This window comes from Streptomyces virginiae (assembly GCF_040638905.1).
In the GTDB taxonomy this organism is placed as follows: Bacteria; Actinomycetota; Actinomycetes; order Streptomycetales; family Streptomycetaceae; genus Streptomyces; species Streptomyces virginiae_B.
The window spans coordinates 1-24,986 of record NZ_JBEZYV010000006.1; the positions used below are offsets into that span (position 1 = coordinate 1).

Consider the following 24,986-nt stretch of genomic DNA (forward strand, 5'->3'; position numbering starts at 1 on the left):
AGTGTCTCCTCGGCTCGGCGCCCGCGGGCATGTCGCGGTGGTACCCGGTGGTCGCGCCTCGTCCTGCGGGGACACTCCGCCGTGTCCCCGCCCCATGGCAGGGCTCCGACAGTGCCCGAAAACGCCCCGGCCGACTCGGCGGTTCCCGGAGCGGGCCCGACGCGTGGGGAGCGGGGGCGGGGAGGGGTGTCCCCGCAGGACGAGCGCGCAACCACCGGGCACAACCGCGACACCCCGTACGCGCCGAGCCGAGGAGACACCCCTGCCCGGCCCGCGGACCGGCCCCCACCGTGCCCGGATCCCGCCCCGCGAACCGGTCCGTAGGACGACACGCTCGGCGTGCTGGCCGCAGCAGGGGCGGGCCGGACGGGGGACCTCGGTCGATCGAACAAGTGTTTCGCACGGATATTCGAATTGCTCTATGGTGGAGAGCGGGGGTGGTGTTCTACGAGCGAAGCAGGAGGCCGCGGGTGCCTGGTTTTACGCATCTGCACACCGTTTCGGGGTTCTCCGTGCGCTACGGAGGATCGCACCCGGAACGGCTGGCGGAGCGTGCCGCCGAGCGGGGCATGGACGCCCTCGCCCTGACCGACCGCGACACCCTCGCGGGCGCGGTCCGGTTCGCGAAGGCGGCGGCACAGGCGGGCATCCGGCCGCTGTTCGGCGTGGACATGGCGGTGTCGCCCGCCGGGTCCCCCGCGGCGGGCTCGGCCGGGCCGGGGGGCTCGACCGCGTCCGCCGCGGGCGGCGGTCCGGGCGAGGCCTCGTACCGGCGGCGCACCCCCGTCAAGGGCGGGGCCTTCCTGGACGAGTCCGCCGCGCGGGCCGTCTTCCTGGCCCGGGACGGGGCCGCCGGCTGGGCCGAGCTGTGCCGGATGGTCACCGCCGCCCACGCGACGGCCGCCGAGGTCCCGCTCGTCCCCTGGGACGCCCTGCGCGGGGAAGGCGTCTTCGTCCTCCTGGGCCCCGGCTCCGAGGTGGGGCGGGCGCTCGCGGCGGGCCGTCCCGACCGGGCCGCCCGGCTGCTCGCGCCCTGGCGGGAGATCTACGGCGACTCCCTGCGCCTGGAGGCCGTCCACCACGGCCGCACCGGCACCGGCCCCGGCTCGCTGCGGCTGGCCGCCCGTACCGTCGGCTTCGCCGCCGAGCAGGGCGTCCCGGCCGTGCTCACGAACGCCGTCCGCTACGCCGACCCCGGCCAGGGCCCGGTCGCCGACATCCTCGACGCCGCACGCCGTCTGGTCCCCATCGACCGCCGGGGCCCCCTCGACACCGGCGAGCGCTGGCTCAAGGCCCCCGCCGCCATGGCCGAGGCCGCCGACCTGATCGCCCGGGCGGCCGGCCTCGGCCCCGCCGACGCCCGACGCCTGCTCGCGCAGACCCGGCAGACCGCCGAGGCCTGCTGCGTGGACCCCGAGGACGACCTCGGCATGGGCTCCGTGCACTTCCCCGAGGCCCGGCTCGTCGGCGCCGCCCACCGCAGCGCCCAGCGGGTCCTCGCCTCCCGGGCCTCCGCCGGCATGGTGCTGCGCGGCTACGCGGGCGACCCCGCCTACTGGGAGCGGATGCACCACGAGCTCGACATCATCGCCCACCACGGCTTCGCCTCGTACTTCCTGACGGTCGCCCAGGTGGTGGACGACGTACGGAAGATGGGCATCCGGGTGGCGGCCCGAGGCTCCGGCGCCGGCTCCCTCGTCAACCACCTGCTCGGGATCGCGCACGCCGACCCCGTCGAGCACGGCCTGCTGATGGAGCGCTTCCTGTCCAAGCGCCGGCGCGTCCTGCCCGACATCGACATCGACGTGGAGTCCGCCCGCCGGCTGGAGGTCTACCGGCGGATCATCGACCGGTTCGGCGCCGACCGCGTCGCCACCGTCTCCATGCCCGAGACCTACCGGGTCCGCCACGCCATCCGGGACGTCGGCGCCGCCCTCTCCATGGACCCGGCCGTCACCGACCGGCTCGCCAAGGCCTTCCCGCACATCCGGGCCCGCGACGCCCGCGCCGCGCTGCAGGAGCTCCCCGAACTGCGCGACGTGCGCGGGGAGTCCTACGGAAGGCTGTGGGAGCTCGTCGAATCGCTGGACGCACTGCCGCGCGGGGTCGCCATGCACCCGTGCGGGGTGCTGCTCTCCGACGCCTCGCTGCTCGCCCGTACGCCCGTGGTCCCCACCAGCGGCGAGGGCTTCCCCATGTCCCAGTTCGACAAGGACGACGTGGAGGAGCTCGGACTGCTCAAGCTGGACGTGCTCGGCGTACGGATGCAGTCCGCGATGGCGCACGCGGTCGCGGAGATCCGGCGCGGCACGGGGCGGGAGCTCGACCTGGACGACCCGGCGCAGGTGCCGCCGGGCGACCGGGCCACGTACGAGCTGATCCGCTCGGCCGAGACGCTGGGCTGCTTCCAGATCGAGTCGCCGGGCCAGCGGGACCTGGTGGGGCGGCTGCAGCCGGCCACCTTCCACGACCTGGTCGTCGACATCTCCCTCTTCCGCCCGGGGCCGGTGGCCGCCGACATGGTGCGGCCCTTCATCGAGGCCCGGCACGGGCGGGCGCCGGTGCGCTTCCCCCACCCGGACCTGGCCGACGCGCTGCGCGAGACGTACGGGGTGGTGGTCTTCCACGAGCAGATCATCGAGATCGTGGACGTCATGACCGGCTGCGGGCGGGACGAGGCGGACCGCGTGCGGCGCGGGCTGTCCGACCCGCCGTCGCAGGCGCGGATCAAGGTCTGGTTCGCGGCGAGGGCGGCCGAACGCGGCTATCCGGTGGAGGTGATCGCCCGTACCTGGGAGATCGTGGAGGCCTTCGGCTCGTACGGTTTCTGCAAGGCGCACGCGGTGGCCTTCGCCGTGCCCACCTACCAGTCGGCGTGGCTGAAGGCGCACCACCCGGCGGCCTTCTACGCCGGGCTGCTCACCCACGATCCGGGGATGTACCCGAAGCGGCTGCTGCTGGCGGACGCGCGGCGGCGGGGCGTGCCGGTGCTGCCGCTGGACGTGAACCGGTCGGCGGTCGCCCATCGCATCGAACTGGTGTCCGATGCCGGTGGGGTGTGGGGGCTGCGGCTGGGGCTCACCGACGTCCACGGCATCAGCGGGGCCGAAGCGGCCCGGATCGAGTCCGGACAGCCCTACGCCTCCCTGCGCGACTTCTGGGACCGGGCCCGTCCGGGACGGCCGGTCGCCGAACGGCTCGCCCAAGTGGGGGCCTTGGACTCGTTCGGCGCGAACCGGCGCGACCTGCTGCTGCACTTGACGGAACTGCACGGCGCGCAGCGCGCGGCGGGTGCGCGCGGTGCCCAACTCCCGCTGGAGGGAGGCCGGTCCACGGCGTCCGTCGGGCTGCCCGACCTGAGCGACGCGGAACGGCTCAGCGCCGAGCTGGGCGTCCTCGGCATGGACGCCTCGCGGCACCTGATGGGCGACCACCACGCCTTCCTGGCCGAGCTGGGAGTGATCCCGGCGCGCCGGCTGCGGGAGACCGAGCACGGGCGGACCGTACTGGTCGCGGGGGCCAAGGCGGCCACCCAGACCCCGCCGATCCGGTCCGGGAAGCGGGTCGTCTTCACGACGCTGGACGACGGTACGGGCCTGATCGACCTGGCCTTCTTCGAGGACAGTCACGAGCGGTGCGCGCACACCGTCTTCCACTCCTTCCTGCTGCTGGTACGAGGTGTCGTGCAGCGGAGGGGCCCGCAGAGCCTGAGCGTGGTCGGGGCGGCGGCGTGGAACCTGGCCGAGCTGGTGGAACTGCGGGCGGCGGGCGGCCTGGACGCGGTCGCGGCCCGCCTCGCCGAGCCGGCCGGCGAACCGGTCGGCGGGCAGGACGGCGAACTTGTCGCCGTAGGGGAGGGCGGGGGCGACGGGGAGCCGGCGGCGAAGGCCCCCGGGCGCACGATCCGCATGTCCACGGGGTACGAGATGAACCCCTGGGCCGACCTCCAGCCGCCCGGCACCGGCCCCGCGACCGGCCGCAAGCTGTGGCACTCCAGCCCGGGGAGCGCGGGATGAGCGCCACCGGGAAGGCCGTGATGTGCCTGCGACTGCACCCCGCCGGCGGAGGGCCGCTCGGGGCGCGGGAGTACGCCGGGGTGCTCGCTCTGCTCGGCGGGATCACCCCTGCCGTGCAGGCCCTGCCGCCCGACGCCGCCGTCGCCGATGTCCGGGGCGCGCTGCGCTACTTCGGCTGCGACGCCCGCCGGCTCGCCGCGGTGATCCGGGTCCGGGCCCTCGCCCTCTACGGCGTGGACGCCGCCGTCGGCGTGGCCGGCAACCCCATGCTGGCCCGGGCGGCGGCCCGCGAGGCCGGGCCCGGGGAAACCCTGGTGCTCCCCGAAGACCCCGCCGCCGTACGGCAATTCATGGCGGACAAGCCCGTCACCGCGCTCGACGGGGTCGGGCCCAAGGCCGCCCGCACCCTGTGCTCCTACGGCCTCGATTCCGTCGGCCGGGTCGCCGCCGCCCCGCCCGCCGCCCTGCGGCGGATCCTCGGCGCCCGGCTCGGCCGCGAGGTGCACGAGCGCGCCCTCGGGATCGACCGGACCCCCGTCCGGCCGGGCGCGGCCGCCCGCGCCATCGCCGCCGAGCGGCTCTTCGACCGGGACGAGCTGGATCCCGTACGGCACCGGCGGGCGCTGCTCTCGCTGACGGAGGAGCTCGGTGCGAAGCTTCGTACACAACAGGACGGGCAGGTGTGCCGGGTCCTCTCGCTCACCGTCCGCTGCGCCGACCGCACCACGCTCACCAGGACCCGCACCCTGGCCGAACCCACGGCGCACTCCGCGGCCCTGACCGCCACGGCCTACGCCCTGTACGAGGGCCTCGGTCTGCAGCGGGCCCGGGTCCGTGCGCTGTCCCTGCGGGCCGAGGAGCTGATCCCGGCCGAACGGGCCGTACGGCAGCTCAGTTTCGACCCCGAGGACGAGAAGGCCCGCCGCCTGGAAGCGGTCACCGACCGGGTCCGTACGCGCTTCGGTCCGCACGTCATCGCCCGTGGCACGCTGGCCGCCTGACGGTCGATCGGACGACACGCGAGTTTTTACCGACGCGTAACTTCCCTGTGTTGCTACTCACACGTAATTTAGCGGCAGCAGCCCCCTTGTGATCCGGATCACGGGACGAACCCCCACGCTCATCCCCTTGAGTCGACCGCAAGGAGATCACACGATGCTGCCCTGGAGACGCCTGCTCCGCCCGCTGGCCGTCCTCACCCTCACCGCCGCCGCACTCGTGGCCCCCACCGGCGCAGCGCAGGCCGCATCCGCCCCCAGCAGCGGCTGGAACGACTGGTCCTGCAAGCCGTCCGCCGCGCACCCGCGCCCCGTCGTCCTCGTCCACGGCACCTTCGGCAACTCCTGGGACAACTGGCTGGGCTTCGCCCCGTACCTCGTGCACCGCGGGTACTGCGTCTACTCGCTCGACTACGGCCAGCTGCCCGGCGTGCCCCTCTTCAACGGGCTCGGCCCCATCGACAAGTCCGCCGAACAGCTCGACGTCTTCGTCGACAAGGTGCTCGCCTCCACCGGCGCGTCCAAGACCGACATCGTCGGGCACTCGCAGGGCGGCATGATGCCGCGCTACTACCTGAAGTTCCTCGGCGGCGCGTCCAAGGTGAACGCGCTGGTCGGGCTCGCCCCCGACAACCACGGCACGACCCTGCTCGGCTTCACCAAGCTCCTGCCGTACTTCCCCGGAGCCGAGGACCTGATCAGCAGCGCGACCCCCGGCCTCGCCGACCAGATCGCCGGCTCCGCCTTCCTGCAGAAGCTCAACGAAGGCGGCGACACCGTGCCCGGGGTGAAGTACACGGTGATCGCCACCAAGTACGACGAGGTGGTGACCCCCTACCGGAGCGGCTTCCTGGAGGGGCCGAACGTCCGCAACGTCGTGCTCCAGGACCTGTGCTTCCTGGACCTCTCGGAGCACGTCACCATCGGGCTCACCGACCGGATCGCCTGGCACGAGGCGGTCAACGCCCTCGACCCGGCCCATGCCGAACGGACCACCTGCGCCTCGGTCTTCGACTGACCCGGGGCGCGGGCGGTCCGCCCGGTGTGAAGGTTCCTACCGGCTAGCGACCGTGCCGGCCCGTCGCCGTCGCACGGCGGCGGGCCATCGCGAACAGCACGGCCGCGCCGATGGCCAGTGCGCCGGCCCCGGTGATGGCGATGGACGGGGTGGCACTGTTGCCACCGGTCTCCGCCAGGTTGCCGCCGGCCGGGGTGCCCGAGCCCGCCGAGCCCGCCGAGCCCGCCGAGCCCGCGGAGTCCGACGAGTCCGCGGAGGACGGCGAGGACGGGGAGGCGAGCGGGGCTCCGGCCGCGCCGTTCGTCTTCGGGTCGTTGTCGCCGTGGCCGTGGTGCTCCACCGAGGACTTGCCGGCGCCGTCGGCGATCTGCTGGTCGGTCGGGGCGGAAGGTTTGTCGGACGGCTTGGACCCGTTGCCGTTGCCGTTCCCACCACCGGTGCTGGGCCTGGTGCTCGGCGAGGCGCCCGTACCGCCATTGCCTCCGTTGCCCCCATTGCCGCCGTTGTCCTTGCCGAAGACCACGTCCGAGCAGGTGTAGAAGGCCTCCGGACTGTCGGAGCGCTGCCAGATGCTGTAGATCAGGTGGCGGCCGGACTTGTCGGGGACGGTCCCGGAGAAGACGTAGTCGCCGTTCTGCATGCCCGGGTCGGTGGCCTTCGCGAACGGCGCGGGCTCCAGGTCGGACCACTTCAGCGGCTTCGCCGGGTCGTAGCCGTCCTTCGTCACGTACAGCTCGAAGGAGCCCTTGTGCGGGGCCGTGCCCTTGTAGCGGAAGGTGTGCGGGCCGGCGGACAGGGGGCTGGCCGGCCAGTCGGCGCGGGCCAGGTCCAGTCCCCGGTACTTGTCGTTGCCGGCCGAGCACAGCTGGCCGTTCGGGATCAGCGCCCGGTGGTTGCCGGCCGCGTTGGCGATGTTGACGGCGTTCCAGTCGTAGAACGCCTGTGTCCCGCTCGACGCGACCGCAGCCTTGCACGCCGCCGACTTCGGTGACTCCGGTCCCTCCGCGTAGCACGCCGCGACCCTGCTGACCGGGTCCGTCATCGAGCCGTGGGCGGCCGCGGGAACGGCGGCGTACGCGGCCAGCGCGAGCGGGGCGAGACCGGCGGCGGCGATACGGATCGGCGTCACGGTGCGGCGGCGTGCGGACATGAGTGGGTCTCCTTCGGGCAAAGGCAGGGGTGCGCCGGCGGATCGGGGCTCGGCGGCGCCGCCCCCCGGCGGCGCCACGACCGGCCCTTCCTGTCCTGGCCCCGCCAAGCTAGCCCCCGGACCACGCCTTTTCGCCGCCGGCACCCCCCAGGAGAGGATCCTTAGGGTCCGCTTAAGGAAGGCGAAAGAGCGGCATCAGGAACCGCACCCGGCCCGCAGGGAAAACGCCGTTCTACCGCAGGAGGGCGGCCAGGCCATGCTCGGAGCGGGCCTGGTCGTCCAGGGCGTCCAGGGCGCGGACGGCCTGGGCGGCCGCCTCCGGGTCGCTCGTCGCGAGGCCGCTCTCGGCGAACTCGTCCTCGTCCAGCCGAAGTACGTACGTCCCGTCCGCCGAGACCCACAGATCGAGGTCCAGGTCCTCCACGAGGATCTCCCCGCTCCGCACCAGGGCCGGGCGTGTCACGTCGCAGTACCAGCCCTTCAGGGCGCCGTCGCCCGTGCGCACCTCCTTGACCGCGTACCAGCGGGTCCGCCAGAAGTGCTCGACGAACACGTCGCCCGGCTCGAAGCGGACGAAGCCGAAGTCCCGTACGCCCTCGGCCGCCCAGGGTGCCCGTACGCAGATGCGGTCGCCGTCGTCGGCGACCTGCGTCGCCGGATAGCGGATCTTGGTCCGGCCGGCCTTGGTCAGGACGACGGTCAGTTGCTCGGCCACCGGTTCCCCAGCTCCCTGGTGTAGTGCGTCTCGGTCGCGCAGATCTCGTACCCGAACCACCGGTTGATGGCGAGCATCGGTTCGTTGCCGCTGTCGTTGCCGGTGAACGCCTCGGTGTACCCGGCCGCGCGGGCCCGGTGCAGGGAGGTGTTCTTGGCGAGTTTGGCCAGGCCGCGCCCCCGGAAGGCGCGCAGCGTGCCGGTCATCGCCGAGCCGTAGCGGGTGGCGCCGTCGGTCCGGGCTGCGCTGAAGGCCACCGCCCGCCCGTCGACCAGGGCGACGGTCGTCAGCTCCTTGTCGAGGGAGGGGTTGTGCCAGATGTGGGCCAGCCAGTCCTCGTAGTCGTCGAGATCGGCCGGCACGTCACCCGGTTCGTCGGCCGTCGACTCAGCGTCGATCGCGAAGAGCGGACGCGGGTCCGCGGCGAAGGCCGTCGCGGGCCGCAGCTCCACCCCGGCCGGAAGGGCGTCCGGGAGCGCGGGCAGCGCGGCCGCCGTCAGGTCCAGGCGCAGGAAGTGCGCCGAGCGGCCGGGCCGGTAGCCGTGCCGCTCGGCGAAGGCGCGGTGCGCGGGCTCGTCGAGCACCCAGGCGTACGAGTCCACCGCGCCCCGGGCGGCCAGGTGCTCCTCGGCCGCGCCCAGCAGGAGCCGGCCGGCGCCGAGGCCGCGGCGGGCGGGGTCGACGTACGCGTTGACGTATCCCTGGCCCGGCCGGGGGCTGTCGTGTGCGATGCCGACCTGGGCGCTGCCGACGACCTCGCCGTCCTGGGTCTCGGCGACGAGGACCCGGTGGTGCCGGGCGGGGTGGGCGCCGGAGAGCTCGAAGGCCACGTCCACGGCACTGGTGATCAGGAACGGCAGGGCCGCGCGGCGTACCCGTACCACCGACTCCACGTCACGGAGGTCACCCGGACGGAGATCGCGGATCAGAACAGTCATGCGGCAGACGCTACGGGCGCACGCGCGCCCGGCGCCTCCCAATTAACCGGCGATGGTGGACAATCACCCCCGTGAGCTCGACGAACCTGAAGATCGCCATCGACGGCTCGGCCGGGTCGGCCGCCCCGTACGAACAGCTGCGCGCGCAGATCGCCGCCCGGGCCCGGTCGGGGAAGCTGCCGGCCGGCTTCAAACTGCCGACGGTACGGGGGCTGGCGGAGGAACTGGGGCTGGCCGCCAACACCGTCGCGAAGGCCTACCGTGCGCTGGAGGCCGACGGGGTGATCGAGACGCGCGGCCGCAACGGGACCTTCGTCGCGGCGGCGGGGGAGGGCGCGGCGCGTGAGGCCGCGTCGGCCGCGCAGGCGTTCGCGGAGCGGGCGCACCGGCTGGGGCTGACGGAGGCGGAGGCGATCGCCTCCGCCACCGCCGCCCTCCGGGCCCGGTTCGCCGCGAAGTAGCCGCCTGCCGCCCCGCCCCGGCGGGCCCGCGGTCCGGCGGAAACCTGCCCGGCTCGCCGAGGCCCGGCCTGCCGAGGCCCGGCCTGCGGGGGCTCCGCCCCCGGCCCCGCGCCTCGATCGGTCCGGGGAGCCTGCCCCTTTGGCGACACGACCTAGAGGTAGAGCCCCGCCTCCGAGTGGGACTGCGGTGGCAGGACCGCCGCCGGGCCCGTGCCGCGGCGTAGGGCGAAGAGCTCCGCCAGGGTGGCGCCCTCGCGCGGGACGCCCTCCTCGGTGCCCAGCCAGTCCACCGCCTCCCCGTGGGTCAGCCGGCCGACCTCGATACGGGCCAGGCAGCGCCCGGGGCGGACCACCGCCGGGTGGAGCCGTTCCAGGTCCTCGTTGGTCGTCACGCCGACCAGGACGTTGCGGCCCTGCCCCAGCAGGCCGTCCGTCAGGTTCAGCAGCCGCGACAGCGCCTGGCCCGCCGTGTGCCGGGCCTCGCCGCGGATCAGCTCGTCGCAGTCCTCCAGCAGCAGGAGCCGCCAGCGGCCCTTCGCCGTGCCCTCGTCCTCGCCGATCGCGATGTCCATCAGGTAGCCGACGTCGTTGAACAGCCGCTCCGGGTCCAGGACGCAGTCCACCTGGCACCAGTCCCGCCAGGACCGGGCCAGCGTGCGCAGGGCAGAGGTCTTGCCCGTGCCCGGCGGGCCGTGCAGCAGGAGCAGCCGGCCCGCGATGTCGTCCGGGGTCACCTTCATCAGCCGGTCCATGGCCGCGGCGACCGGCGCGGTGTAGTTGGGCCGTACCTCCGCCCAGGTTCCCGCGGCGATCTGGCGGGTCGTCCGGTACGGGCCGCGGCGCGGGGAGACGTACCAGAAGCCCATCGTGACGTTCTCGGGCTGCGGTTCCGGCTCGTCCTGCACGCCCTCGGTGGCCCGGCCGAGCACGCCGGCGGCGAGCTCGTCGCTGACGGCCGTCACGGTGACGTCCGCGCCCCGGCTCCACCGGGAGACGAGCATCGTCCAGCCCTCGCCCTCGGCGAGGGTGGCGCTGCGGTCGCTGTCGCGCGCCGAGCGCAACACCGTGGCCTCCGGCGGCAGGAGGGTCGCCTCCACCTTGACCCGCTCGATCGACACGCTGTGCGAGTAGGGCTGCTCGCCCGAGGCGAACCGGCCGAGGAACAGCGCGTCGACGACGTCCGACGGTGAATCGCTGTCGTCGACGTTGAGCCGGATCGGCAGCGCGTCATGCGGGTTGGCTGGCATGGCGCCCATGATCCGGCACGAGGTGCCCTCGTGCACCCGTGTTTCGCCGGATCGGGTGCCAAGTTCCCCCTCCAAACGCAGGGGGGCGTGAAGATTCGGGCCGCAACTCCACTCCGAACATTCTTGGCATGGACACTTCCGACAACCCCCGGCTGCTTGTACCAACAACTCAGGAGTAACCCCCACAAGGAGCCGCACACATGAGCATGAGAATGTCGCGCTTCGCTGCCCTGACCTCCTCCCTCTTACTCGCCGCGAGCGCCGCGCTGTTCGGCGCCGGCCAGGCGGCCGCCGCCCAGGCCGACTTCGGCTACGTCGCCCTCGGCGACTCGTACTCGTCCGGACTCGGTGCCGGCAACTACGACGGCGCGAGCGGCAACTGCAAGCGCACCACCCGCGCCTACCCCGCCCTCTGGGCCGCGGCCCACTCCCCCCAGACCTTCGCCTTCACCGCCTGCTCCGGCGCCCGTACGGGTGATGTGCTCTCGGGCCAGCTCGGTCCCCTCAACTCCGGGACCGACCTGGTCAGCATCACCATCGGCGGCAACGACGCCGGATTCTCCGACGTCATGACGACCTGTGTGCTCCAGTCCGAATCCACCTGCGTCAACCGTGTGAACCAGGCCAAGGCCTACGTGGACTCCACCCTCCCCGGCCGGCTCGACCAGGTCTACGACGCCATCGACAGCCGGGCACCCGCCGCCCGCGTCGTCGTCCTCGGCTATCCCCGCTTCTACAAGCTGAACGGCGCCTGCACCACCGGCCTGACCGAGGGTGAGCGCGCCGCCATCAACGGCGCCGCCGACCACCTCAACGCCGCCATCGCCAAACGCGCCGCGGACCACGGTTTCACCTTCGCCTCCGTCGCCGGCGCCTTCACGGGCCACGAGATCTGCTCCGGCAGCCCGTGGCTGCACAGCGTCAACTGGCTGAACATCGCCGAGTCCTACCACCCGACCGCCTCCGGACAGTCCGGCGGCTACCTGCCCGTCCTCACCAACGCGGCCTGATCCGGCCCGCCGTCCTCCGGGGTCGCCGCCGGACCGGCCGCCGGCGGCCCCGGCGGCCCCGGCGACCCCGGCGACCCCGGCGGCCCCGGCGAACTCGGCGGCTCCGGCGGCTCCGGTGACGGGCTCGCGCCGGGGGAGGAGGCCCCGCCCGTCGGGGTCGCCTCCTCGCACGTCACGGAGGTCGCCACCCACTCGGTGGCGACCTCCGCCGTTCCCCGCACCTCCAGCCTGACCGCGTCCTCGAAGGCCGTGCCGGGCACGTGCGTCAGCTCGGTGTGCTCCAGCCGCCGGCTCTTCGGCCCGGCCGCCTCGTACGTCACGGACTGCCAACCGGGCCCGGAGGTCCGCCCGCTCCGCGTGGCCCAGCGGTACTCCAGCGCCACGGGGACGCTCTCCACCTCGACGGTCGCGGTGAAGGACGGTGCGCTCCCGACGGGCGGCGGACAGCTCCCGGTGTACCTGGTGCGCACCGCGTCGACGTACACCGAGACGTGCCCGCCCGCGCCGGGCGAGGCCGGAGCCGAGGGCGACGCGGACGCGGAGGTCGGCGCGCCGGACGCGGGAGCCGTGGTGGCGGCCGGTGCCGTGGCCGCCGGGCCCGTCGGCGCGCCCCCGCTCCCACCGCGCCCGTCCGCGTCCCCGAGGTCCTTGAGCAGGACCCAGCCCAACGCGGCCAGGGCGAGCAGCAGCAGCGCGATCCCGACGGCGAGCACCGGCCCGGCCGCGCCCCGGCCCTCCCCGGGCCCGGCCGAGGGCACCGGGCCGCCCGCCGTCACCGGCCCGCGTACGGGGGTCGGTGGCGCCTGCGGCCCGTACGGCCCGGCGCCGCCCCGCGGTTCGTGCCCCTGGCGGGCCGAGGGCATCGGCGCGTCCGGTCCCGACACCGGCCCGGCGGACGCCCGCACGGCACCGCCCGCGCCCACCACCCGCAGGATCCGGGCCGCCTCCGCCGCGTCCAGGCGCTCCGCGGGGTCCTTGCGCAGCAGCCCCTCCAGTACGGGCTCCAGCGGACCGGCCCGGCGCGCCGGGGGCGGCTCCTCGTCCGCCACGGCCCGCAGCGTGTCCAGCGGGGTGGCCCGCCGGAACGGCGTGACCCCCTCGACGCAGGCGTAGAGCATGACGCCGAGCGACCACAGGTCCGATCCGGGGCCCGGTTCACGCCCCAACGCCCGTTCCGGCGCCACGAATTCGGGGGAGCCCACCACTTCGCCCGTCATGGTGACGGCCGAGGAGCCCTCCAGGCTCGCGATCCCGAAGTCGCTGAGCACGACCCGGCCGTCGTTGGCGATCAGCACGTTCGCCGGTTTCACGTCCCGGTGCAGCACCCCCGAGTCGTGGGCGGACCGCAGTGCGGCCAGGACCTGCTCGCCGATGTGTGCGGCGCGCTGCGGGGCCATCGGCCCCTCGGCCTCCAGAACGTCCGCCAGCGACAGCCCGCGCACGAGCTCCATCACGATCCAGGGCCGGCCGTCCTCGGAGGCCACGTCGTACACCGTGACGGCCCCGCGGTGCGAGACCCTGGCGGCGGCCCACGCCTCCCGCTCCAGCCGCCGGTACATACGCTGCAGTTCGGCGGTGTCCAGCCCGGCCGGTGCGCGCACCTCCTTGACGGCCACGTCGCGGGCCAGCACCTCGTCCCGGGCCCGCCACACCACGCCCATCCCGCCGCGGCCGATCTGCTCCAGCAACCGGTAGCGGCCCGAGACGACACGTTCGGAGTTGGCTTCCTCACTCACGCGAGCCCCCCGAATGCTTCTGTGCGCCCATGTGTCATCGATCAGTCACTCCAAGTTAGCGCAGTGTGCGTCGCGCGGCCCCTGTCGTGACGAGACTCGCGCCGAGCTCTTCCGGAGCGTGATTTTCGTGCCCGTTCCTGTGCGGAGAGTAACTGTCGACTCCGCTGAGTAATCGTCAACTCCCCGTCGCCACAGGGGTAATTCACACCACCGGGATACCCGCGCGCGACGCGGGGGCGATAGGGTTAACCTGCCCGGGCCGGGTGCCCTCGTACGGGTGGGGAGAGATCATGGAACAGATAGCAATGCGCAGCAGGCCGCCCCGCGTGCCTGCCATCAACTGCGGCAGCAGTGCGACCAGCTCGCGCCTCGACCGCCACCTCGCCGTGCTGGGCGGACCCGCCGTCCCGCACCGGGAGGCCGCGGAGGCGACGCTGCTGATGCGCGAGCTCACCTCCCGCGACCACACGCACCGTCTGCGGAGCCGGAGCGCGCGCGTCTCGCTCTTCGCGCCGCTGCGCCGTCTGCGTCGCACGCTCTTCGGCAGCCGCCGCTCGTAACAGACCCCGCACCCGCGGCCGTTCGCCTTTCCCGGCCTCCGGCCACCCGGCCCTACGCGATCACACCGTCCCGGCGCAGTTCCGAGATCCGTGCGCCCGCCATCCCCAGGGCGTGCAAGAGGTCGTCGGTGTGCTCACCCAGCGCGGGCACCGCACCCATGTGCGGTGCCGCGCCGTCCGGCAGCCCGATCGGCGGCAGCAGGGCCCGCAGCGGGCCCACCGGCGATCCCACCTCGCGCCACCGGTCCCGGGCCGCGAGCTGCGGATGCCCGGCCAGTTGGGCCACCGAGTTCAGCCGTGCGCAGGCGATGCCCGCGGCCTCCAGGCGTCCGATCGCCTCGTCCGCGTTCAGCCGGCCCAGCGCCTCCGCCACGACCGCGTCGGTCCTCTCCCTGTTCCCGGTGCGCGCCGTGTTCGTCGCGTACGCCGGATCCTCGGCCAACTCGGGCCGTAGCAGCACCTGTTGTGCCAGCCGCCGCCACTCGCGGTCGTTCTGCACCGACAGCAGCACCCGGTTCCCGTCCGCCGTCGTGTAGGCGTCGTACGGGGCGATCACCGCATGCGCCAGACCGGTGCGCACGGGCTGCTCCCCGCCGTGCATCGTGTGGTGCAGCGGATGCCCCATCCACTCGGCGAGCGCGTCCAGCATGGACACCTCCACCCTGCCACCGCGCCCGGTGACTGCGCGGCGCAGCAGCGCGGCCAGTACCCCCGAGAAGGCGTACATGGCCGCCGCGATGTCGGCCGCCGGGATCCCCGCCTTGACGGGCTGCTCCGGGGTGCCCGTCACCGACACCAGCCCCGCCTCGCACTGCACGAGCATGTCGTAGGCCCGCTTGTGGGCGTACGGGCCCGCCGCGCCGTAGCCGGACACGTCCACGGCGACCAGCCGCGGGTAGCGGGCGCACAGCGCGGCCGAGTCGAGTCCGAGGCGGGCGGCGGCCCCCTGCGCGAGGTTCTGCACGAACACGTCCGCGCCGGCCAGCAGGCCGTGCAGCACCTCACGGCCGCGCGGGTCCTTCAGGTCGAGCGCGATCGACTCCTTTCCCCGGTTGGCCCACACGAAATGCGAGGCGAGACCGTGCGCGGCGGTGTCGTAGCCGCGGGCGAAGTCGCCGCCGTCCGGACGCTCGACCTTGATCACCCTGGCGCCGAGGTCGGCGAGCTGGCGGGTGGCGAAGGGGGCCGAGACGGCCTGTTCGACGGCGACGACGGTGATGCCGTCCAGGGGCAGCGGTTCGGTGGTCATGAGGCCCTGCCTACCGGGTGGGCGGGGGTCTGTCACCACTCGGAGGGCGATATGCGCCGTTGATCGCCTATGAGGACCCGCGTCAGGCTCCGCCGCGCCCGAACCTCCGCGTGGCCGGCGGCACGAACACCACGAGGAGCACCACCGACCACAGCAGCGCCCCGGCCACCGGATGGGCGACGGGCCAGGCGGCACCCGACCCGGCCTGCGCCCCGGCGTTCCCGCACAGTTCGCGCACGGCGGTGGCGACGGAGCTGATCGGGTTCCACTCGGCGGCCGTGCGCAGCCATCCGGGCAGGCCCGCCGTCGGCAGGTAGGCGCTGGACAGCATCGGCAGGACGAAGGTGGCGCCGCCCAGCTGCCCTGCCGCCTCCTCGCTGCGGCTGAGCAGACCGAGGTACGTGCCCACCCAGGCGGTGGCGAAGCGGAACAGCAGCAGCACGCCCAGGGCGCCGAGCGCGCCGGGCAGGCCGTTCTCGATCCGCCAGCCCATCGCCACTCCCACCAGCATCAGCGGCACCATCGACACGCCGGTGGTGAGCAGGTCGGCGGCGGTCTGCCCGAGCGGGACGGCGGTCCGGCTCATCGGCAGGGTGCGGAAGCGGTCCGTCACCCCGCGGTGGGCGTCCTGCGCGGCCGTGAACATGCCGGCCATCAGGCCGTTCGCGGCCGTGGCGGCGAGCAGGCCCGGTACCAGGAACTCCCGGTACTCGGCGCCGGGCATGGCGAGCGCGCTGCCGAAGACGTAGCCGAAGAAGAGCAGCATCGTGATCGGCATGGTCTGGGTGAGGATCAGGAGCGCCGGTGCGTGGCGGGCCTTCTGGAGCTGGCGGGTGAGGACGGCGGCGCCGTCGTACAGCAGGGTGCTCATGCGGCGGACTCCTGTTCCGGGCGGGCGGTCCCGGCCCGCGTGACGCGGAGGAACACCTCGTCGAGGGTGGGCGGGCGCAGCCGCGCGTCGGTGACCGGGACGCCGGCGGTGTCGAGTTCGCGGATGATCCGCGGCAGGGTGATCCCGCCGTCGACGACGGTCACGCCGACCGTCAGCCGTTCCTCGTCGAGCACGGGCCGGGCACCGGTGAGCCGGTCGAGTACGGCGGCGGCGCCGGCGAGTTCCTCCCGCGCGGTGACGGCGACCTCGGCGCGGGACCCGATCAGGGCCTTGAGGCGGGCCGGGGTGCCGCCGGCGAGGACCCGGCCCTCGGAGACGACCACGACGTCGTCGGCCAGCCGGTCTGCCTCCTCCAGGTACTGGGTGGTGAGCAGCACCGTGGTGCCCTCCTCGGCGAGGGCGCGGACCGCGGTCCAGATGTGCTCGCGGGCGGCCGGGTCCAGGCCGGTGGTGGGCTCGTCGAGGAAGAGCACCCGGGGGCGGGTGACGAGCCCGGCGGCCAGGTCCAGACGCCGCCGCATGCCGCCGGACCAGGTGGAGGCCACCCGGTCGGCGGCCTCGCCGAGCCCGAAGCGCTCCATCAGCCCGTCGGCGCGGGAGCGGGCCTGCGAGCCGCGCAGTCCGGCGAGCCGCGCGAACAGCCGCAGGTTCTCCCGGCCCGTCAGGTCCCCGTCCACGGAGGCGTACTGGCCGGTCACGCCGATGGCCCGGCGGACCGCCGCCGGGTCGCGGGTGACGTCGTGGCCGGCGACGAGGGCGCGGCCGGCGGTGGGCTCGGTGAGGGTGGTCAGGATCCGGACGGCGGTGGTCTTGCCCGCACCGTTGGGGCCGAGGAGTCCGCAGACCGAGCCCTCGGGAACGGCGAGGTCGAGCCCGCGCAGGGCATGGATCCGGCCGTAGGTCTTCTCCAGACCCTCACTAAGTACGGCGTACGTAGTAGTCATGCGCGCCACCGTACCTCATTACGTACGGCGTACGTAACTAAGATGGTGTCGAGACGACGAGGTGATCTGAGCGATGACAGCCGGCGGGCGACCCGCTGAACCCGAAGTGATCTGGTCCCGCCCCCAGCGGGCCGGCCGCGGCCCCAGGCCCGCGCACAGCCGCGAGTCGATCGCGGCCGAGGCGGTGCGGATCGCCGATGCCGAGGGGATCGAGGCCGTGTCCATGCGGCGCGTCGCCGCCGGGATCGGCGCGGGGACCATGTCCCTCTACAACTACGTGCCGCGCAAGGAGGAGCTCTACGAGCTGATGGTCGACGCGGTCAGCGGGGAGTACGAGTTCACCGCGCCGACCGGCGACTGGCGGGCCGACCTGCTGGCCCTCGCCCGCCAGACACGGGCGCTGATGCACCGCCACCCGTGGCTGCCGCGCCTGCTGAGCCCCGTGTACGGCTTCAGCCCGAACGCCCTGCGCTACCTGGAGCACAGCCTGGAGTGCCTGGCGCCGCTGGACGTGCCCGACGCCGAGAAGCTGGAACTCGTGGCCGCCGTCAACGGCACCGTCGCCACGTACGTGGCCGGGGAGCTGGCCCTGGCCGAGCGGGCCCGCGCGCTGCCCTGGAGCGAGGACGAGGAGCAGGGCGTACGGACGGCCTGGCTCGGCTCCCGCCTCGCCTCGGGCGAGTACCCGCGGCTGGCGGCGGCCGTCTCGGGTACCGGCCCGGTCCCCGGCGCCGGCCTGGACATGGCCGCGGTCTTCGACCGCTCGGTGTCCCGGCTGCTGGGCGCCTGGGGGGCGTAGGGGGTGTCCGGCCGGGGTCGGCGGCCGGGGCCGGGGCCGGCGGCCCGGGGTCCGGCCGGTCAGAGCAGGGCGAACTGGCCGCCCGGGCCCTCCTCCTGGTGGTCCAGAACCGAAGCGGGGCGCCGGCTCCACGCCGGCGGCGGCAGCACCCCGGCCGCGCGCAGCTCCGCGGCCGACAGGCTCGGGCCGGGCTCGAACGCGGCCCGCTCCGGGGCCAGTTCGGCCAGCAGGGCCAGCGTGGTCACCAGCGCGAGCAGCTCCGAGGTCCAGCTCTGCGGCCACTCGGCGGGGCCCAGCGCCGCCAGGCCGTCCGCCTCCGGACCGCGGTGCGCCGTACGCGCGGCGAACCAGCTCTCCAGCACGCGCACGCCCTGCACCTCGTACTCCCACGCCCCGGTCGGCACCGGGGAGACCGTTCCGCTCCCCAGCGCCAGCGTCTCGGTCTCCGCGTCGTACGTGATCCCGCCCGGCCACCCCCCGACCGCGGAGCGGACGTACGGGCGGCGTCCGCCGGGCAGCCGCGGCGCCTCCCCGCCGCGCGCCCCGCGCAGCTGGACGGTGAGCAACCGGTGCCCCAGCTCCAGCCCGGCCCGCCAGCGCCCTGAATCGGCGGCGAGCGGGACCTCGTACCCCCGCGGCCCGGGCCGGGCGGCCGCCAGGATCCAGCACAGGACGTCCTGCGGGGTCACCCGGCCGCCGTGGCGCTCGCCCAGCAGCGGCAGCAGACCGGGGGCGAGATTCGGCTCGCCGCCGCCCGGGCGCCGGTGCAGGGGGCGGATCCGGCCGAGCCGGCCGGCCGGGAGGTGCGCGGTGACCAGCGGCTCCGGGGACTCCACGAGGAACAGCTGGTGCTCGTCGAGGACCCGCCACAGCTCCGGGCGGGCGGTGTCGATCAGCCGCTGGTCGGGCAGGAGCCACTGCTCGTCGAAGGGCTCGCGCAGTACCCGTACCGGGTCGGGGCAGGGGCCGGGAGCGTCGGCGAAACGTGCCGTCCCCGCCGAGCGCTGCCCGGGCAGGGCGGCCGCCGGGGCGGTGGGCGTGCGGCTGCGGCTCGGGCGGAACAGCCGGTCCCGCTCGGCCCCTTCGGCGCCGGCCAGGACGGACCAGCGGGTGCGCAGGGCCGCCGGATCGGGCGCGGCCACCCAGTCCCGGCCCAGGCGCAGGCCGCCCACGGCCCAGGGCATCAGATCGTCCAGCAGCGGGTCCGGCTGCGGTGTGTCAGCGCTCACGCCGCCGATGGTAGCGACGGGCTCCGATGCCCGGGCTGCGCCCAGGCCGAAGAGCTACGCTGCTTATATATGGATACGTACGGTATCGACCGAGGAGACGGTCATGAGCCAGTACGACGAATACTCGACTCCGTCCCAGGCCGAGGGCGAACGCCTCGACGAGGACATGGACGAGACCCAGCGCAAGCAGCTCCACCCGCAGACGACGCGGACCACGCCCTCTCAGGCCGAGGGCGAGCGGACCGGCGACGACGAGAAGAAGTGAAACGACGGGGTGACGCGGCCGGCCGGCGCGGGCAGTACGGCGGTCAGCGCGGTCAGCGGTCAGCGGTCAGTGCGCGTCGACCGTCACCGTGAAGGAGAACCGGTCGCCCCGGTAGCGGATGCGCGCCACGTCCACCACCCGGCCGTCCTCGTCGTAGGTCACGCCCGTGTAGTGCAGGATCGGGCTGAGCAGCGGGACCTGGAGCAGTTCGGCCGTCTCCGGGTCCGCGAGCCGGGCCTCCACGGTGTCCGTGATCCGGCTGATGCGCACCCCCACGACGTCCCGCAGCACCTTCGTCATCGGCCAGCGTTCCAGGTCGGCGAGGTCGACGGCCTCGGCGAACTCCGGCAGGACCGCGTTCTCCGCCCAGTTGGTCGGCTCGCCGCTCTCGCGGTCGCGCCGCAGACGCCGGTACGTGACCACCTCGGGCGTGCCGGGGAAGTGCTCCAGCAGCTCCCCGGCCACGGGTGTGCGCCCGTGGCCGAGGACGGTCGTGCTGTCGCCCGACTGCTGGGCCACGATCGCGTCGACCGAGCCCAGCAGCCGGACCGGGGTGCTGCGCAGCGCGCCCGGCTCGATGAAGGTGCCGCGCCGCCGGTGCCGGCTGATCAGGCCCTCGCCCTCCAGCTCCTTGAGCGCCTGCCGCATGGTCAGCACGCTCACCCCGTAGTGCTCGGCGAGCTGCTCCTCGGTGGGCAGGCGCAGCGAGGCGTCCGGGGTCCGCCCCAGTATCGAGGCGCGCAGTGACTGCGAGACCTGATACCAGAGCGGCAGCTTCCGGTTCAGTACCAGCGAGTCGGGGGCGAAGGCGGTCACGGGTGGATCTCCGAACGGCTGGACGGTGCTGACGTGCGGCGCATGCAGGGTATGCAGTGCGGGTCAGGCGCGGAAGTGGCGCTGCAGACCCTGCCACACGTCGTCGTAACCACGCTGGAGGTGGTCCGCGCCGGCCGCCTGGGCGGTCGCGGTGATCGGCCAGCGGGTCTCGAACATGAAGGCCAGACCGTCGTCGATCTTCTGCGGCTTCAGGTCGGCGGCGCTGGCCTTGTCGAAGGTCTCGTGGTCGGGGCCGTGCGCGGACATCATGTTGTGGAGCGAGCCGCCGCCGGGGACGAAGCCCTCCGCCTTCGCGTCGTAGGCGCCCTCGATGAGGCCCATGTACTCGCTCATCACGTTGCGGTGGAAGTACGGCGGACGGAAGGTGTCCTCGCCGACCAGCCAGCGCGGCGCGAAGACCACGAAGTCCACGCCCGCCAGCCCCGGGGTGTCCGAGGGCGAGGTCAGGACGGTGAAGATCGACGGGTCCGGGTGGTCGTAGCTGATCGTGCCCAGGACGTTGAAGCGGCGCAGGTCGTAGACGTACGGGACGTGCGTGCCGTACCAGGCGACCACGTCGAGCGGCGAGTGGCCGTAGGTGGCCGACCAGAGGTTGCCGCAGAACTTGTTGATCACTTCGGTGGGGCGCTCGACGTCCTCGTAGGCGGCCACGGGGGCGCGGAAGTCCCGGGCCGCGGCGAGGCCGTTGGCGCCGATCGGGCCCAGGTCGGGCAGGACGAAGGGCTGGCCGTAGTTCTCGCAGACGTAGCCGCGGGCGTCGGCGTCCAGCAGCTCGACGCGGAAGCGGACGCCGCGCGGAACGAGCGCCACCTCGCCCGGACGGGCGGTGAGCAGGCCCAGCTCGGTGCGCAGGAGCAGGCCGCCGCGCTCGGGGACGATCAGCAGCTCGCCGTCGGAGTCGCTGAACACCCTGTCGGTCATGGACGCGTTGGCGGCGTAGAGGTGGACGGCCATGCCGGTGCGCTGGGTCGCGTCGCCGTTGCCGCCGAGGGTCCACAGGCCGGCGAGGAAGTCGGTGCCGGGGGCCGGATCGGGCAGCGGGTTCCAGCGCAGCCGGTTGGGGTCCGCGGGCGCCTCGGTGAAGGGCGCGCTGCGCAGGGTTCCGTTGTCGATCCGGGTGAAGGGCGGGTGCGCGGCCGAGGGGCGGATCCGGTAGAGCCAGGAGCGGCGGTTGTGGCTGCGGGGTTCGGTGAAGGCGCTGCCGCTGAGCTGCTCGGCGTAGAGACCGAGGGGTGCGCGCTGGGGCGAGTTCCGGCCGAGCGGCAGGGCGCCGGGGACGGCCTCGGAGCTGTGTTCGTTGCCGAAGCCGGTGAGGTATTCCAGTGCCTCGGCCGTCTTCCTGGCCTGCTCGCTGCCGGCGTGCGCGCTGTCGGCCTGCTCGCTCATGTGCTGCTCCGCTCCGTCGAAGGAATCCTATGGTCGACAGTAGGATTCCGCGGCCCGCGCGTCAACGGCGTCCTTCGGGCGTCCGGGGGTGGCGCGGCGGCGGAAGGCCCGGGTGGAGAGGGAGGAAACGGCTGGATCCGGGAGGAAGGGGCGTGGGGCGGCCGGGAGGGGATGCGGATTCGCTCCCGGGGGGCTCACAAAAGATGAACATTGCTCTACTCTCACGCGCATGTCGTGGACCCGCAGGTTCCCTGCCGTGCCGGCGGCGCTCCTGGCCGCCCTCCTCGCCCTCCTGTCACTCTTCGCCGCCGCGCCCGAGGCCCGCGCACACGAAGAGCGCCCGGTCACCTTCCCGGACGGCTCCGGATCCGTCCCGGAGTACCGCAAGGCCGACCCCGACCTCATCGTCTGCAAGACGGACCGGCCGGCCTTCGAACGCCGGATATCCGCCTTCCCCGAGGAGCTCAGGACCCGCAACCTCGCCCTGTACGAGCGGTGCGAGAAGAGCGGGTTCCGCCACATCCAGGAAGCCGTCGACGCCGTCGACCGCCCCGGGATGAACATCGCGATCCTCCCGGGCCTCTACGAGGAGGAGCCCTCGCTGCCCACACCGACGGGGGAGTGCGCCGCGCTCGAGGCACCCGACTCCGCACTCGGCTACCAGATCCTGTCGTACGAGCAGCAGGCGCAGTGCCGGCACAACCAGAACCTCGTCGCCGTCCTCGGCAAGAAGGACCTGCAGATCGAGGGCACCGGTGCGTCCCGGCTCGACGTGGTGATCGACGCCAAGTACCAGAAGCTGAACGCCATCCGCGCCGACAAGTCCGACGGCGTCTACTTCCGCAACTTCACCGCCCAGCGCACCACCTTCAACTCGCTGTACGTCCTCGCCGCCGACGGCTTCGTCATCGACGACGTGCTGACCCGCTGGAACGACGAGTACGGCTTCCTGACCTTCGCCAGCGACCACGGGCTCTACAAGAACTGCGAGTCCTACGGGAACGGCGACTCGGGCATCTACCCCGGCAGCGCGTCCGACATCAACGACGGCCGCGGCTACGACGTCCCCCGCTACTCCATCGAGATCACCGGCTGCCGCAGCCACCACAACATGGTGGGCTACTCAGGCACCGCCGGCGACTCGGTGTGGGTGCACGACAACGAGTTCGACCACAACATGGGCGGCGCTTCGATGGACAGCGCCTTCCCCGGACACCCCGGACTCCCGCAGAACCACGCCAAGTTCCAGCGGAACCTGATCCACGACAACAACCAGGACTACTACCGCCACGTCGCCGACGGAACCTGCGCCAAGCCTCCGATCGAGCGGGGCTACGAGCGCGGCGTCGTCTGCCCGCAGATCTCCATGCCGCCGGGCACCGGCATCATCACCGCGGGCGGCAACTGGAACCTCTACGAGGACAACTGGGTCTACGGGCACGAGCGCGCCGGCTTCTTCCTCAGTGCCGTCCCCGCCTTCATCCGCGGCGAGGACGCATGGTCGAAGCAGACCGACACCTCCCACCACAACCGGTACGCCGGCAACGTGCTCGGCAAGGACAGGTCCGGCGCCTCCCGCCCCAACGGCATGGACGTGTGGTGGGACGGCCAGGGCAGCGGCAACTGCTGGCAGGACGGCCCCGACGGCTCCACCCCGGGCGCGGTCCCGCGGTGCGGCGAACGACGGGGCGCCGTCTCGGGTGCGTCGGCCCGCCTGGTCGGCGAGCCGGTCAAGCTGGTCCAGCTCCTCGTCTGCGCCGACTACAACGTCCAGGCGCGCAAACTCCCGGCCGGCTGCGACTGGTACGGCGCGCGCGGACCGGAACGGGTCGAGACCCAGCTCGCCCTGGCCGTGGCCGCCGTGCTGCTCCTGGTCGGCGGCGTCCTGTGGTGGCGCCGCCTGCGCGGCTCCCGCCTGGGCACGGCCGCCACACTGGCAGGGCTGGCGGGCCTGGCCCTGGACGTGGCCGGCTCCACCATGCCCCTGACCGCCACCTTCGTCCCGGCGCTCGCCCTGCTGATGCTCGGCCTGTGGTGGGCGGGCGCCGGCCTGGTGCTGCGCCCCACCCGCCCCTGGCTGGCCCGCCTGACCCTGCTGCTGGCCGGACTCACCCTGCTGGACGCCTTCGACAAGGCCGTCCTCATGATCCCGTGGACCCCCCTGAGCCCCGCCTGGGTGCGGTCCCTGGTGGCCGTGGTCTGGATCCTGTGGGCAGTCGTGGCCTCGGCCCGCCCGGCCCCGACCTCCGGCCCGGCCCCGACCTCCGGCCCGGCCGCGACCTCCGGCCCGGCCCCGACCTCCGGCCCGGCCGCGACCTCCGGCCCGGCCGCGACCTCCGGCCCGGCCCCGACCTCCGGCCCGGCCCCGGCCTCCGGCCCGGGCGCGGCCCCCAGCTTGGGCGCGACCTCCGGCCCGGCCGCGACCTCCGGCCCGGCCGCCACCCCCCGCCCGGACGCGGCCCCCAGCTCGGGCGCGACCTCCGGCCCGGACGCCGCCACCCGCGAGGCCGCCACCCGCGAGGGGGACGACCCGCCCGTCCCGGCCGACAGGGCTCCGGACCCGCAGGCGCCCAAGGCCACCGGAGGGCAGACGTGACCGACCGGCCCCACCACCGGATCCCGTGCGACGTCTGCGGTACGCCGCCCCGCGCGGCCCGCGGGGCGGCGTACCGCCGAACCGCCCGCCGCGCGGCCCTGCTCACCCTCGCCCTGCTCCTCGCGGGCGGCGCGGCGACGGGCTGCGGCGGGCGGGCCACCACCCACCACAAGCCCGGCACCAGCCACGAGCAGGCCTCCGGCAGCGTCGGCACCCTGCTCCCCGCCGCCGACGCGGCCGACCACAAACTCCGCGAGGTCCCGGCCGAGGGCGCCCCGGAAGTCCAGCTGGCCGTCCGCCCGGACTCCGAGGACGGATGGAACCTCCAACTGAGCGTGAAGAACTTCCGCTTCACACCCGACAGCACCGGCGGTGCCGCCCTCCCGGGCGCCGGCCACGCCCACCTGGAACTCGACGGACGCAAGGTCGCCCGGCTGTACGGCCCCTGGTTCCACCTGCCCGCAGCGCAGGTCCCCGAAGGCGCGCACACCCTGACCGTCCGCCTCTACGCGGACGACCACACCGCCTGGGCGGTGTCCGGCAAGGCCGTCGAGGGCACGTCACAGCTCACCGCCCCCGCACCGGGCCGGTCCGGAGGCCACAGCCACGGCGGCTCCCCGCCCACGCAGTCACCGACGCCGGGCCAGGCGCAGGCGGACCGCACGGTCACCATCACGGTCCGGGACGGCAAGGTCAGCCCCGCCCCGGCCCGCACCGAGCTGCGGCGCGGCGAACGCGTCGCCCTGCGCGTCACCAGCGACCGCGCGGACACCCTGCACGTCCACGGCTACGACAAGGAACTCGCCCTGCCCGCAGACCAGGAGGCCACCCTGATCCTGACAGCCGACCGCACGGGCCTCTTCGAGGTCGAGACCCACGAGTCCGACCTTGTCCTGACCCAACTCCTCGTCCGATGACCGCCCGCCACCCCCGTCCCGAC

General features: G+C 74.0%; 21 protein-coding genes. 10 read left to right on the top strand and 11 right to left on the bottom strand.

Annotated features, from left to right (window positions below; translation table 11 throughout):
• Nucleotides 1-470: 470 nt before the first annotated feature.
• From AB0F82_RS10840 to AB0F82_RS10850, 3 genes are all read left to right on the top strand, one after another.
• The gene (locus AB0F82_RS10840; RefSeq protein WP_362625682.1) at nt 471-4,016 is read left to right on the top strand and encodes a DNA polymerase III subunit alpha; all 3,546 of its coding nucleotides are present in this window, start codon (nt 471-473) and stop codon (nt 4,014-4,016) included.
• Nucleotides 4,013-5,017 carry a DNA polymerase Y family protein gene (locus tag AB0F82_RS10845; protein WP_362625684.1) on the top strand — a complete coding sequence of 335 codons (1,005 nt, stop codon included), beginning with the start codon at nt 4,013-4,015 and terminating at the stop codon, nt 5,015-5,017. The genes AB0F82_RS10840 and AB0F82_RS10845 overlap by 4 nt, the downstream gene beginning before the upstream one ends.
• Before the next feature lie 154 nt (nt 5,018-5,171).
• Nucleotides 5,172-6,032, top strand: a complete 861-nt coding sequence (locus AB0F82_RS10850) for an esterase/lipase family protein (RefSeq protein WP_356815829.1) — start codon at nt 5,172-5,174, stop codon at nt 6,030-6,032.
• Nucleotides 6,033-6,075: 43 nt separating this feature from the next.
• Here AB0F82_RS10850 and AB0F82_RS10855 read toward each other — a convergent pair whose 3' ends face one another.
• From AB0F82_RS10855 to AB0F82_RS10865, 3 genes are all read right to left on the bottom strand, one after another.
• Nucleotides 6,076-7,182 carry a lytic polysaccharide monooxygenase auxiliary activity family 9 protein gene (locus tag AB0F82_RS10855; RefSeq protein WP_362625686.1) on the bottom strand — a complete coding sequence of 369 codons (1,107 nt, stop codon included), beginning with the start codon at nt 7,180-7,182 and terminating at the stop codon, nt 6,076-6,078.
• Between the two features lie 232 nt (nt 7,183-7,414).
• Nucleotides 7,415-7,897 (bottom strand): DUF402 domain-containing protein, encoded by a 483-nt coding sequence (locus AB0F82_RS10860; RefSeq protein WP_362625688.1) that lies wholly within the window; start codon nt 7,895-7,897, stop codon nt 7,415-7,417.
• A complete protein-coding gene (locus AB0F82_RS10865; RefSeq protein ID WP_362625690.1) occupies nt 7,882-8,835 on the bottom strand; it encodes a GNAT family N-acetyltransferase in 954 nt (317 codons plus the stop codon). Before AB0F82_RS10865 ends, AB0F82_RS10860 begins: the two co-directional genes overlap by 16 nt.
• A gap of 71 nt (nt 8,836-8,906) precedes the next feature.
• Here AB0F82_RS10865 and AB0F82_RS10870 point away from each other — a divergent pair, with 71 nt between their 5' ends.
• Nucleotides 8,907-9,296: a GntR family transcriptional regulator gene (locus AB0F82_RS10870; protein WP_362625692.1), complete on the top strand. Its 390-nt coding sequence runs from the start codon at nt 8,907-8,909 to the stop codon at nt 9,294-9,296.
• 152 nt (nt 9,297-9,448) lie between these two features.
• On the opposite strand, the gene AB0F82_RS10875 is transcribed toward AB0F82_RS10870, so the two are convergent.
• Nucleotides 9,449-10,579: a DUF5925 domain-containing protein gene (locus AB0F82_RS10875; protein WP_390079158.1), complete on the bottom strand. Its 1,131-nt coding sequence runs from the start codon at nt 10,577-10,579 to the stop codon at nt 9,449-9,451.
• Nucleotides 10,580-10,749: 170 nt separating this feature from the next.
• Between AB0F82_RS10875 and AB0F82_RS10880 the strand changes: the two genes are divergently transcribed.
• A complete protein-coding gene (locus AB0F82_RS10880; protein WP_362626106.1) occupies nt 10,750-11,553 on the top strand; it encodes an SGNH/GDSL hydrolase family protein in 804 nt (267 codons plus the stop codon).
• Here the strand turns inward: AB0F82_RS10880 and AB0F82_RS10885 are convergent.
• Nucleotides 11,523-13,289: a serine/threonine-protein kinase gene (locus tag AB0F82_RS10885; protein ID WP_362625694.1), complete on the bottom strand. Its 1,767-nt coding sequence runs from the start codon at nt 13,287-13,289 to the stop codon at nt 11,523-11,525. The two genes, AB0F82_RS10880 and AB0F82_RS10885, sit on opposite strands and share 31 nt — an antisense overlap.
• 290 nt (nt 13,290-13,579) lie before the next feature.
• Between AB0F82_RS10885 and AB0F82_RS10890 the strand changes: the two genes are divergently transcribed.
• Nucleotides 13,580-13,849: a hypothetical protein gene (locus AB0F82_RS10890; RefSeq protein WP_356810825.1), complete on the top strand. Its 270-nt coding sequence runs from the start codon at nt 13,580-13,582 to the stop codon at nt 13,847-13,849.
• A gap of 52 nt (nt 13,850-13,901) precedes the next feature.
• Here AB0F82_RS10890 and AB0F82_RS10895 read toward each other — a convergent pair whose 3' ends face one another.
• The 3 genes from AB0F82_RS10895 to AB0F82_RS10905 form a co-directional block, all read right to left on the bottom strand.
• Nucleotides 13,902-15,098, bottom strand: coding sequence for a CaiB/BaiF CoA transferase family protein (locus AB0F82_RS10895; protein ID WP_362625696.1), 1,197 nt, complete (start codon nt 15,096-15,098; stop codon nt 13,902-13,904).
• Nucleotides 15,099-15,180: 82 nt separating this feature from the next.
• Nucleotides 15,181-15,969 (bottom strand): ABC transporter permease, encoded by a 789-nt coding sequence (locus tag AB0F82_RS10900; protein WP_362625698.1) that lies wholly within the window; start codon nt 15,967-15,969, stop codon nt 15,181-15,183.
• Nucleotides 15,966-16,934: an ATP-binding cassette domain-containing protein gene (locus AB0F82_RS10905; protein ID WP_362625700.1), complete on the bottom strand. Its 969-nt coding sequence runs from the start codon at nt 16,932-16,934 to the stop codon at nt 15,966-15,968. The genes AB0F82_RS10900 and AB0F82_RS10905 overlap by 4 nt, the downstream gene beginning before the upstream one ends.
• Before the next feature lie 73 nt (nt 16,935-17,007).
• Between AB0F82_RS10905 and AB0F82_RS10910 the strand changes: the two genes are divergently transcribed.
• On the top strand, nt 17,008-17,733 hold the full coding sequence (locus AB0F82_RS10910) for a TetR/AcrR family transcriptional regulator (protein ID WP_356810829.1): 726 nt from the start codon (nt 17,008-17,010) through the stop codon (nt 17,731-17,733).
• Nucleotides 17,734-17,792: 59 nt separating this feature from the next.
• Here AB0F82_RS10910 and AB0F82_RS10915 read toward each other — a convergent pair whose 3' ends face one another.
• Nucleotides 17,793-18,962 carry a type ISP restriction/modification enzyme gene (locus AB0F82_RS10915; protein WP_436842073.1) on the bottom strand — a complete coding sequence of 390 codons (1,170 nt, stop codon included), beginning with the start codon at nt 18,960-18,962 and terminating at the stop codon, nt 17,793-17,795.
• Nucleotides 18,963-19,065: 103 nt separating this feature from the next.
• Here AB0F82_RS10915 and AB0F82_RS10920 point away from each other — a divergent pair, with 103 nt between their 5' ends.
• On the top strand, nt 19,066-19,227 hold the full coding sequence (locus AB0F82_RS10920; protein ID WP_356810830.1) for a hypothetical protein: 162 nt from the start codon (nt 19,066-19,068) through the stop codon (nt 19,225-19,227).
• Between the two features lie 66 nt (nt 19,228-19,293).
• Here AB0F82_RS10920 and AB0F82_RS10925 read toward each other — a convergent pair whose 3' ends face one another.
• Both AB0F82_RS10925 and hmgA read right to left on the bottom strand, forming a co-directional pair.
• Nucleotides 19,294-20,043, bottom strand: coding sequence for a GntR family transcriptional regulator (locus AB0F82_RS10925; RefSeq protein WP_030831725.1), 750 nt, complete (start codon nt 20,041-20,043; stop codon nt 19,294-19,296).
• Between the two features lie 63 nt (nt 20,044-20,106).
• On the bottom strand, nt 20,107-21,450 hold the full coding sequence (gene hmgA / locus AB0F82_RS10930; RefSeq protein WP_362625703.1) for a homogentisate 1,2-dioxygenase: 1,344 nt from the start codon (nt 21,448-21,450) through the stop codon (nt 20,107-20,109).
• A 229-nt stretch (nt 21,451-21,679) separates the two neighbouring features.
• Between hmgA and AB0F82_RS10935 the strand changes: the two genes are divergently transcribed.
• The gene (locus AB0F82_RS10935; protein WP_362625705.1) at nt 21,680-24,046 is read left to right on the top strand and encodes a right-handed parallel beta-helix repeat-containing protein; all 2,367 of its coding nucleotides are present in this window, start codon (nt 21,680-21,682) and stop codon (nt 24,044-24,046) included.
• 98 nt (nt 24,047-24,144) lie between these two features.
• Nucleotides 24,145-24,963 carry a hypothetical protein gene (locus AB0F82_RS10940; protein WP_362626112.1) on the top strand — a complete coding sequence of 273 codons (819 nt, stop codon included), beginning with the start codon at nt 24,145-24,147 and terminating at the stop codon, nt 24,961-24,963.
• The last annotated feature ends 23 nt before the right edge of the window (nt 24,964-24,986 follow it).

Bases quoted from the DNA above. Each gene is read 5' to 3' on its own strand.
- hmgA (WP_362625703.1), bottom strand. From the start codon at position 21,450: ATGAGCGAGCAGGCCGACAGCGCGCACGCCGGCAGCGAGCAGGCCAGG.
- AB0F82_RS10845 (WP_362625684.1), top strand. From the start codon at position 4,013: ATGAGCGCCACCGGGAAGGCCGTGATGTGCCTGCGACTGCACCCCGCC.
- AB0F82_RS10905 (WP_362625700.1), bottom strand. From the start codon at position 16,934: ATGACTACTACGTACGCCGTACTTAGTGAGGGTCTGGAGAAGACCTAC.
- AB0F82_RS10935 (WP_362625705.1), top strand. From the start codon at position 21,680: ATGTCGTGGACCCGCAGGTTCCCTGCCGTGCCGGCGGCGCTCCTGGCC.
- AB0F82_RS10855 (WP_362625686.1), bottom strand. From the start codon at position 7,182: ATGTCCGCACGCCGCCGCACCGTGACGCCGATCCGTATCGCCGCCGCC.
- AB0F82_RS10880 (WP_362626106.1), top strand. From the start codon at position 10,750: ATGAGAATGTCGCGCTTCGCTGCCCTGACCTCCTCCCTCTTACTCGCC.
- AB0F82_RS10890 (WP_356810825.1), top strand. From the start codon at position 13,580: ATGGAACAGATAGCAATGCGCAGCAGGCCGCCCCGCGTGCCTGCCATC.
- AB0F82_RS10910 (WP_356810829.1), top strand. From the start codon at position 17,008: ATGACAGCCGGCGGGCGACCCGCTGAACCCGAAGTGATCTGGTCCCGC.
- AB0F82_RS10900 (WP_362625698.1), bottom strand. From the start codon at position 15,969: ATGAGCACCCTGCTGTACGACGGCGCCGCCGTCCTCACCCGCCAGCTC.
- AB0F82_RS10920 (WP_356810830.1), top strand. From the start codon at position 19,066: ATGAGCCAGTACGACGAATACTCGACTCCGTCCCAGGCCGAGGGCGAA.
- AB0F82_RS10895 (WP_362625696.1), bottom strand. From the start codon at position 15,098: ATGACCACCGAACCGCTGCCCCTGGACGGCATCACCGTCGTCGCCGTC.
- AB0F82_RS10865 (WP_362625690.1), bottom strand. From the start codon at position 8,835: ATGACTGTTCTGATCCGCGATCTCCGTCCGGGTGACCTCCGTGACGTG.
- AB0F82_RS10850 (WP_356815829.1), top strand. From the start codon at position 5,172: ATGCTGCCCTGGAGACGCCTGCTCCGCCCGCTGGCCGTCCTCACCCTC.